This is a genomic window from Longimicrobium sp., assembly GCF_036280135.1.
Classification (GTDB): Bacteria; Gemmatimonadota; Gemmatimonadetes; order Longimicrobiales; family Longimicrobiaceae; genus Longimicrobium.
The window spans coordinates 1-7,943 of the sequence record NZ_DASURI010000270.1; the positions used below are offsets into that span (position 1 = coordinate 1).

Consider the following 7,943-nt stretch of genomic DNA (forward strand, 5'->3'; position numbering starts at 1 on the left):
CGCCGGCAGCAACCCGCCCCTCCCCCGGCCCCTCCCCGCTCGTTCCTCGCGGAGAGGGGAGAACAGATCGGCATCCGCCAGGTGGGCGAGCTCCGTGAGCCCGGAGGGGGCGCTTGCGCGGAGGCTGCCACACGCTCAGGACTACGCGAGCCGGCATCCGCGCGCGTCGGGAAGACCGTGCGGCGGCGGGCAAGATCCTTCGGGCCGCACGCATCCAGGCCGATAAAGGCCCGCGAGGGCCCCTCAGGAAGACAAGCCGAAGCGGAAATCCGTGCCCGGGTGCAGGGACCCGGCTCACACGAAAAACCCCTCCCCCGAAGTTGGGGGAGGGGTCGCCGGCCGTTGCGAGGAACGAGCAAAAAGGCCGGCGGGGGAGAGGGCCCCCGTCGCGAAGCGACGGACAGCCTCCCATCCCCCACCGGCCGATTCCGATCCGCCTACTTGCCGTCGACGACGGACTGGGCGGCGGTGCGCATGGCGGGCAGGCCCTGCTGGTGCTCCTGGTACTCCGGGAGGTTGCGGGCGATCTGCCCCGCGTACCCGTCCAGGAACTTCTGGAACAGCGCCTTGGCCTCGGCCGTGTTGCCGCGCCCCTGCTCCGTGGTGGCCGCGCCGAAGAGACCGAACAGGTGCACCGGGTCCGCCGCCAGGATGGTGTCGGCCTGGGCGCGCGCGGCGTCCAGGTCACCCTTGGCGCGGTACAGCTCGCCCAGGTGGTAGTGCAGGTCGGCGTTGCGCTCGGGCACCATCCCGTACGCCTGGATGGCCATGTCCGTAAAGAAGCCGATGCGCGTGGTGTCGCCGCCCGACATCCCCTCCATCACCCGGTTGAACAGGCGGTCCGCCCGCTCGCGCGGCGTCATGCTGGACAGGTCGATCTGGCTGGGATCCCCCGGCGCCGCGGCGCCGGGCCCGCCCGCGCCGGCCGCGCCCTGCTGCGCGAAGGGCGCGGCGAGGCCGGGCGTCTGCGCCGGGTCCGCGGAGACGCGCGGGACGATCACCACGGCGGCCAGCGCCACGACCGCCAGCCCGGTGATGGCCCAGGGCAGCTTGGCGCCCTTCGCGGCCGCGGCCACCGGCGGGGCGGACACCGTCACGCCGCACTGGTTGCAAAAGCGCGCGCCCGAGGGCAGCGGGTTCTGGCACTCGCGGCAGGTGGCATCGATGGCCACGCCGCACTGGGGGCAAAAACGTCCGGAGGCCTCGGCCGCGCAGGACGGACAGGTCTTGCTCATGGCACCGCCGTGAGAGGTGTCGGTCAGGATCAAGTCCGCAAATCTATGCGCCGCACCCGGTTCCCTCAAGGTGGGGATCTTCCCGACGCCGTCCGCGCGGGCCCGGGGACGCCCGCGGATCCGCATCCGCACTGAAAACACGAGAGCCGGCCCACGCGCGTGGGCCGGCTCTCTCCGCATCCGTCATCCGCCGTCCCGGCTACACCGGCGCCTCGACGATCTCCATCGACCGGATGCGGCCGTCCTCGATGCGGTAGACGTGCTGCAGCCGCTGGTCCGCGAGCAGGCTGCCCTCGTGGTCGCGCACCACTTGGCGCACGTCCACGGACATCCGCCCGTCGTCCAGGGGCGTGAAGTCCACGGGCTCCACGTGCGGATCGATGAGCGTCCACTGCCGCGTCCAGTACTGGCGCACGGCCTCGTGGCCCAGCACGCGGCCGCCCTCCATGCCGTTGGGCCAGTCCACGTCGGGGTGCATGGTGGCGAGCGCCGCGTCCACGTTGCGCGCGTTGAACGCGGCGTACGCATACCGCAGCAGCTCGCGGTCGTCCATCACGCCTGCGACTCCGGCTCCGCGGCGGATTCCTGCGCCGGCTCCGCCTGGGGCAGCTGCCCGGGCTCCATGGACACGCGGTCCACGTTCTCCTGCAGCTCGGGCCAGGACGAGTGGATGATCTCGTGCTGCACGCGGTCGATGCCCTCGTCGCTGGCGCCGTGCACCACGCCCACGGCGCGGCGGGCCACCTGCGTGTAGAGGTCCGCGCGGTACTCCTCGGACGGATCGAAGATCAGGGTGTGCAGCCACGGCTCGCCGCGGCGGTACAGGCGCTGCACCACGATGCGGTGCGGCGTCTCCTGCGCCTCGCGGTTGGTGATGACGACCGCCCGCACGGACTCGTCCTCGGCGCCCAGCACCAGGAAGTGGTCGGGCTGCTGCCCGCCCCGCACCAGCTCCCAGGCGGGGCCGCCGGCATCGGCGTTCAGGGCGGCGACCACGTCCTCTCCCAACTTGCGCCCGTCGAACCCCTGCTGCTTGCGCCGCGCGGCCTCACCCATCGTTCTCGTCTCCAGGACAGCGTTTTGGTCGTCGCGCTCCCACCCGGGCGTGCGCGGAAGACACAATCTGATACGGAAGCGCGGAGGAAAACAGGGGCGATCAGCAGATGTTTGCACGACCCCACGCCGGAGCGAATGAATTCGCCGCTGGAAAGGCGCGAAGTCCGCCTGCGCGACGCCTGCGCGGACTGTCCGTCACGGGAGAGCGCCACGCCACCCGCCGGAGTTCGGCGCCTTCCTCCCCGAACCTCGACCTCGCGCGGTTGAAGCCTCGCGCAGTTTGCGAGGCTTTCCGCGGTGGTTGTGGCGACTTCAGTCGCTCAGGATGGATGCCGGCCGGATGTGGATCCGCTCACCCCGCCAGCTCCGGCAGGCGGTCGCGGTAGCGGCGGCTGAGCATGAGCTCGCGGCCGTCGCGCAGCACGATCATCCAGTCGCCGTGGCTCGACGGGTGCAGCTCGCGGATGCTGCCCACGTTCACCATGTGCGACCGGTGCACGCGGATGAACCGCGCGGGGTCCAGCCGCTCCTCCAGCCCCGCCAGCGTGCCGCGCACCAGGTACGACTCGCGGCCGGCGTGTAGCCGCACGTAGTTCTCCTCTGCCTCCAGCCAGTCGACCTCGTCCGTGCGCAGGAAGACGGCGCGGCTGCCCGTGCGCACCAGCACGCGGTCCAGGTACGCCGCCGGCCGCGCGTCCGCCAGGGCGCGGCGGATGCGCTGCTCCAGGTCGTCCGCGGGCGGACGGGCGCGGACGCGCTCCTTGGCGCGGGCCAGGGCCGTACGGAATCGCTCCGCGTCGAAGGGCTTGAGCAGGTAATCGACCGCGTGCACCTCGAACGCCCGCAGCGCGTACTGGTCGTACGCCGTCACAAACACCACGTGCGGCAGCGTGCCCGGCTCCAGCGCCGCCAGCACGCCAAAGCCGTCCGCGCCGGGCATCTGGATGTCGAGAAAGACGAGGTCCGGCCGCAGGCGCTGGATGGCATCCACCGCCTCCGGCCCGCTCCCCGCCTCGCCGACGACTTCGGCCTCGGGATCGGCGGAGAGAAAGCGGCGGACCTTGGCGCGCGCCGGCGGCTCGTCGTCGGCGATCAGGACGCGGACAGGCTCCACGCGTCCTCCCGGGCCGGGGCCGCCGCCGCGCGGTGCGGCATCGTCATCCGCACGATCAATCCGCCGTTCGGCGCGTTCTCGAAGGCCAGCGACTGCTCGTCCCCGTAGAGGGCGCGCAGGCGGTCGGCCGTGTTGGTCAATCCCACGCCGCGGCCCAGCGGATCGCCGCGCAGCCCGGGCCCGTTGTCCCGCACCTCCAGGACGAGCTGTCCGCCATCGCGCCGCGCGCGGATGTCCACGCGCGCCACGGCCGGCGGAGGCGGCGCGCCGTGCTGCATCGCATTCTCCACGATGGGCTGCAGCACCATCGCGGGGACGAGGGCGGAATCCAGCCCGTCATCCACCGCCACGTCCACGGCCAGCCGGTCGCCAAAGCGGGCGCGCATGAGCTCCAGGTAGCGGTCCAGCACGGCCAGCTCCTGGGCCAGCGGGATCTGCTGCGCCTGCGACGCGTGCAGGCTGGCCCGCAGCAGCTCCGACAGGCTGCTGATCATGTGGTCGGCGCGCTCCACGTCGTCGTACATCACGGACGAGATGGTGTTGAGGGCGTTGAACAGGAAGTGCGGCTGCAGCTGTGTGTGCAGGTTCTGCAGCTGGGCGCGGGCCAGGCTGCTTTCCAGCCGCGCCACGTTCAGCTGCCGCTCGCGGGCGGCCTGGTAGCGGTCGATGAGCGTGACGAACGCCAGCACGATCACGTAGATGATGGCCGCCTTGGGCAGCTCCATCAGGTAGCGCAGCGGCATGCGGCCGTAGTCGTACGCGCCCAGCCCCAGCAGGGGAAAGAGGAGGCTGCGCGTGGCCCAGTTCCACGTGGTGCCGGCGGCGGAGATGGCCAGCAGACCGGCCACGTGGGCCAGCATCCGCCAGTGCAGGGCCGGCGGGTACCGGCGCACGATGCGGATGCCCACCGGCAGCAGCACCAGCATGCCCCAGTAGCCCGTGAGCTCCTCGACGAGCGTCCCCAGCAGGGCGGGTTTGTATCCGCGGACGGCGTCGTCCAGCGAGTAGTACGCGAAGGAGAGCAGCCCCAGCAGCGTCGTAAGGGCGATCGCCGCCGGCCAGCTCCAGAAGTCGTCGCGTGGGCCGGGCACCGCCGTCGATACACCGGGCGAGCCGGACGACACGGACGACGTAGGCGAGGCGTTCAAGCTCGGTGGATGGGTCATCTCAGTGGAGGTCGATCAGCAAAGACGAGGCAGGCGCCCACTGGAGCGGCGGGGCCGGGCTCCTCGACCAGCGAATGTTGCCGATTGCGGATCTGCTCCGGTAAGGCCGTTCCCCAGCCGGAGCGAATGAATTCGCCGCTGGAAAGGCACGAAGTCCGCCTGCGCGGACTGCTCCAGCAAAGGACGCAACGTACACCGGGACATAGGATTACCGGCGTCCATCCGTTCTCCCCTCTCCGCGAGGAACGAGCGGGGAGGGGCCGGGGGAGGGGCGGGTTGCTGCCGGCGAGCGCCCCGCTCCTCCTCCACGATCCTGCCCCTGGTTCACACCGCATTCCCCGCCACTACCGGCACCTCCGTCGTCGCCGGGATAGGCGCGGGTCCCAGCCCTTCCGCGTCCACCATGCGCGGCGGGGCGGGGACGGTGCGGACGGCGCGCGGCGGGTTCTTCATCCCGAACAGGAACCGTGTCACCCGGAACGGGCGCACGGCAAGGTCGTAGATGGCCACCGTGAGCGCGAACGACACCGCGCTCGTAAAGGCGAACTTGGCCCACACGCCCTCCGGCGCGCGGATCACGTAGAACGCCACGACCACGATCACCGTCTGGTGCAGCACGTAGAAGGGATAGATGCCCTCGCTCGCGTAGTCCAGCAGCCGGTTGCGAAACGAAAGGAACCGCCGGCCGAATCCCAGCAGCGTCAGCACCCAGAACCACGCGTTGCAGCCCTCCAGCACCATGTACGCGGCGTTGCCCGGGTTGTATCCCCACGCGGGCTCCACGTCGTTCCACCGCAGGTAGTTGATGGCCACGATGGACGCCGTCGCCAGGGCCAGCGACACGCGCCGGCGGTCCTCCATCCACCGCCACGCATCGTCCGCCTCCGCCAGCAGGTAGCCAAAGACGAAGAACCCGAAGTAGTAGACCAGGTGCCCCCAGTCGTTGATGATGTCCTGCGGGCCGCTCCAGCGCACGTACAGCGTCGCCAGGACGAGGCCCAGCGGCAGGCCAAGCGCGTACAGCGCGGGCCCGGCCAGCCGGCGGTGCAGGGCCGCGCGCGCCCGCTGCCCGCGGGGGGAGCGCAGCCACAGGAACAGCGGCAGCGCGGCCACGGAGTAGATGAACAGGTACGCGATGAACCACAGGTGATGCCAGCTGAAGCTGCCCTCGGGATAGGGCACCATCCGCAGCACCGTGGGCCAGAACTCCAGGTACGAGCGATAGCCCGCGCCGTTGGCCAGCCGCTCCATGTAGATCTGCGGCGGCACGATCACCAGGATGCCGAAGACCAGCGGCACCATCAGCCGCTTGGCCCGTTCGCGCAGGTAGCCGCGCGCGGGGCGAAACCCCAGCGCGTACGCCGTCCCCACGCCGCTGATCAGGAACAGCAGCGCCATCCGCCAGCGGCTCAGGAAAAAGCTGAGCTCCATCATCAGCGGGCTCGTCTGCGGATTCTTGAGGTGCCAGCCCCACTCGGCCACGAACGGCATGGCGGAGTGGAAGAAGAGCAGCAGCACGATGGCGATCACCCGCAGCCAGTCCAGGTCATGCCGCCGCGGGCGGGCCGTGCCCTGTGCGTTCATCTGCGTTTCCGTCCCTCGAGGTTGATGGATGTCGCGCCGCGGACGGACGCCCCGATCCGCGCCGCCAATCTCATCGCGGCGAGTACCCGTGTGTGAACGCCGCGTGACGAGCGGGACGGAGGCGTGGTGAGCGGGACGGATATGTGGGACCCCGGCGCCTGCACCTCAGCGCGAAGGTGCCGATGGATGCCGGATTGGTTATTCTTATCGTCCGGAAAGGACGTGTATTCACCTGCGCGAGGAGAGATCCATGAAGAAGATCCAGCTGCGTGTCGACGACCTGGAAGTGCGCTCGTTCGATACCGGAGCCGCCACGGAGCTCCGCGGAACGATCCATGGCAATGCGTACACGTACGATGGCTCGTACAGCTGCAATCGGATCTGCCGGCAGCAAACGTTCGAATTCGATACCTGCTACGAGACCGGGCCTACGTGTGGCGCCACCTGCGACTGGCCGTGCGCTTCCGGCGCGCCCTGCTGAGCGGATCTCGCTGTCCGCGGGACCACGGCCGGGGCAGCGGACGGGAACGCCGGCGTGGTGATGGGGTTCGACCACCGGGGCACGGGCGATGCCTCACCCTCTGATGCGAGCGAACGGTGACATCCGCGACGATGTCACCGTTCGCGCACATGGGACCGGAACCAGAAGCAGGAGAAGCGTTTGAGGCTGTACGGAGAAGTGCACCTGGCGATTGCCGCCGTGGCGCTGCTGGCCGCCTGCACCACCAATCCGCCCGTCGCCGCGCCGACGCATGCGCCGGAGCCGCCGGTCACCAGCACGCCGGCCGCGACGCCGACGCGTCCGGAGACGCCGGCGCCGGATGCCCGGCTGGTGCGCCGCCGCGCGGAGCCGCTGAACGGGCGCGGCTACGCGGCGCTGGGCCTGACGGGCGCCAACAAGCCGAACGGGCTGGAGTATCGCATTCGGCAGGAGGTGCCGGCGGACCGGCCGGCGTACGTGCGGGCGGAGCTGGAGGGGCTGCAGCTGTTCATCGCGGACCGCACGGCGGACGGGTGGCTGGCGTTCTACCGCGGCCCGCTGGGCGGCGCGCCCAACGGCGGGAACGTGGCGTACCGCGCGATCCTCTATCGCCCGGACGGAAGCCGCGCGTGGGACACGAACCTCAATCGGTTCCTGTCGCGGACGGATCGCCTGGAGGTGCAGGACATTCGCTATGCGGATGGAAAGCTGTACTTCAACGAGGCGTGCCAGTCGTACGCGCGCGAGGCGGGCGGCGCGTGCTCGTCGCTGCTGCGCGTGGACCCGGCCGCGGGCACGACGGACTGGCGCACGCCGCCGCTCACGTCCAACAACGTGATCCTGCTGCACGGTCCATACATCGTGGCGGGCTACGGCTTTACGGCCGAGGCGGACAGCCTGTTCCTGATCGACCGCGCCACCGGACGCATCCTGGACCGCCAGCCGCTGGACAGCGCGCACAGCTACCTGGAGATGCGCGGCGACGACCTCGTGGTGGTCACGACCAACCAGGTGTACGTCTTCGGGATCGAGCGGCGGTAGGCGGGATTTGACGCTCATTGTGAATGGGCGTTCACATAATGCATAGGTCGGCGCGGGTGGTCGGCCCCCAGTCCCGGCGAATGAATTCGCGGCACCGAAAACGTGATGTCGGCCTTCGCCGACGGCTCGTGCCGCACGCCGTCACGGTGCACCAGAGCAGGGTTCGTGACGGCGCGATTGCGGCCGACACCCAGCCGGAGCGAATGAATTCGCCGCTGGAAATTCGCGAAGTCCGCCTGCGCGGACTGCCCCCAGAAAAGGCCGCC

At 70.4% G+C, this 7,943-nt stretch carries 9 protein-coding genes; 2 read left to right on the forward strand and 7 right to left on the reverse strand.

All coding sequences use genetic code 11. The features are described 5' to 3' along the window. Positions 1–437: 437 nt before the first annotated feature. The 6 genes from VFZ20_RS08425 to VFZ20_RS08450 all read right to left on the reverse strand — a co-directional run bounded on the left by VFZ20_RS08425 (position 438) and on the right by VFZ20_RS08450 (position 6,155). A complete protein-coding gene (locus tag VFZ20_RS08425) occupies positions 438–1,235 on the reverse strand; it encodes a double zinc ribbon domain-containing protein (RefSeq protein ID WP_329683413.1) in 798 nt (265 codons plus the stop codon). Between the two features lie 199 nt (positions 1,236–1,434). Then, entirely contained in the window at positions 1,435–1,788 is a 354-nt protein-coding gene (locus VFZ20_RS08430) for a nuclear transport factor 2 family protein (RefSeq protein WP_329683421.1), read from the reverse strand. Continuing rightward, complete coding sequence (locus VFZ20_RS08435) at positions 1,788–2,291, reverse strand: hypothetical protein (protein WP_329683414.1); 504 nt, start codon at positions 2,289–2,291, stop codon at positions 1,788–1,790. Before VFZ20_RS08435 ends, VFZ20_RS08430 begins: the two co-directional genes overlap by 1 nt. Positions 2,292–2,643: 352 nt before the next feature. After that, the gene (locus tag VFZ20_RS08440; RefSeq protein ID WP_329683415.1) at positions 2,644–3,405 is read right to left on the reverse strand and encodes a LytTR family DNA-binding domain-containing protein; all 762 of its coding nucleotides are present in this window, start codon (positions 3,403–3,405) and stop codon (positions 2,644–2,646) included. Next, on the reverse strand, positions 3,384–4,553 hold the full coding sequence (locus VFZ20_RS08445) for a sensor histidine kinase (protein ID WP_329683416.1): 1,170 nt from the start codon (positions 4,551–4,553) through the stop codon (positions 3,384–3,386). The genes VFZ20_RS08440 and VFZ20_RS08445 overlap by 22 nt, the downstream gene beginning before the upstream one ends. 342 nt (positions 4,554–4,895) lie before the next feature. Beyond that, on the reverse strand, positions 4,896–6,155 hold the full coding sequence (locus tag VFZ20_RS08450) for an acyltransferase family protein (protein ID WP_329683417.1): 1,260 nt from the start codon (positions 6,153–6,155) through the stop codon (positions 4,896–4,898). A 250-nt stretch (positions 6,156–6,405) separates the two neighbouring features. On the opposite strand from VFZ20_RS08450, the gene VFZ20_RS08455 reads away from it, so the two are divergent. After that, positions 6,406–6,636 (forward strand): hypothetical protein, encoded by a 231-nt coding sequence (locus tag VFZ20_RS08455; RefSeq protein ID WP_329683418.1) that lies wholly within the window; start codon positions 6,406–6,408, stop codon positions 6,634–6,636. A 180-nt stretch (positions 6,637–6,816) separates the two neighbouring features. After that, positions 6,817–7,677, forward strand: coding sequence for a hypothetical protein (locus tag VFZ20_RS08460; RefSeq protein ID WP_329683419.1), 861 nt, complete (start codon positions 6,817–6,819; stop codon positions 7,675–7,677). Positions 7,678–7,691: 14 nt separating this feature from the next. Here VFZ20_RS08460 and VFZ20_RS08465 read toward each other — a convergent pair. After that, on the reverse strand, positions 7,692–7,943 hold a 252-nt coding region (locus VFZ20_RS08465; protein ID WP_329683420.1), incomplete at its 5' end, for a hypothetical protein.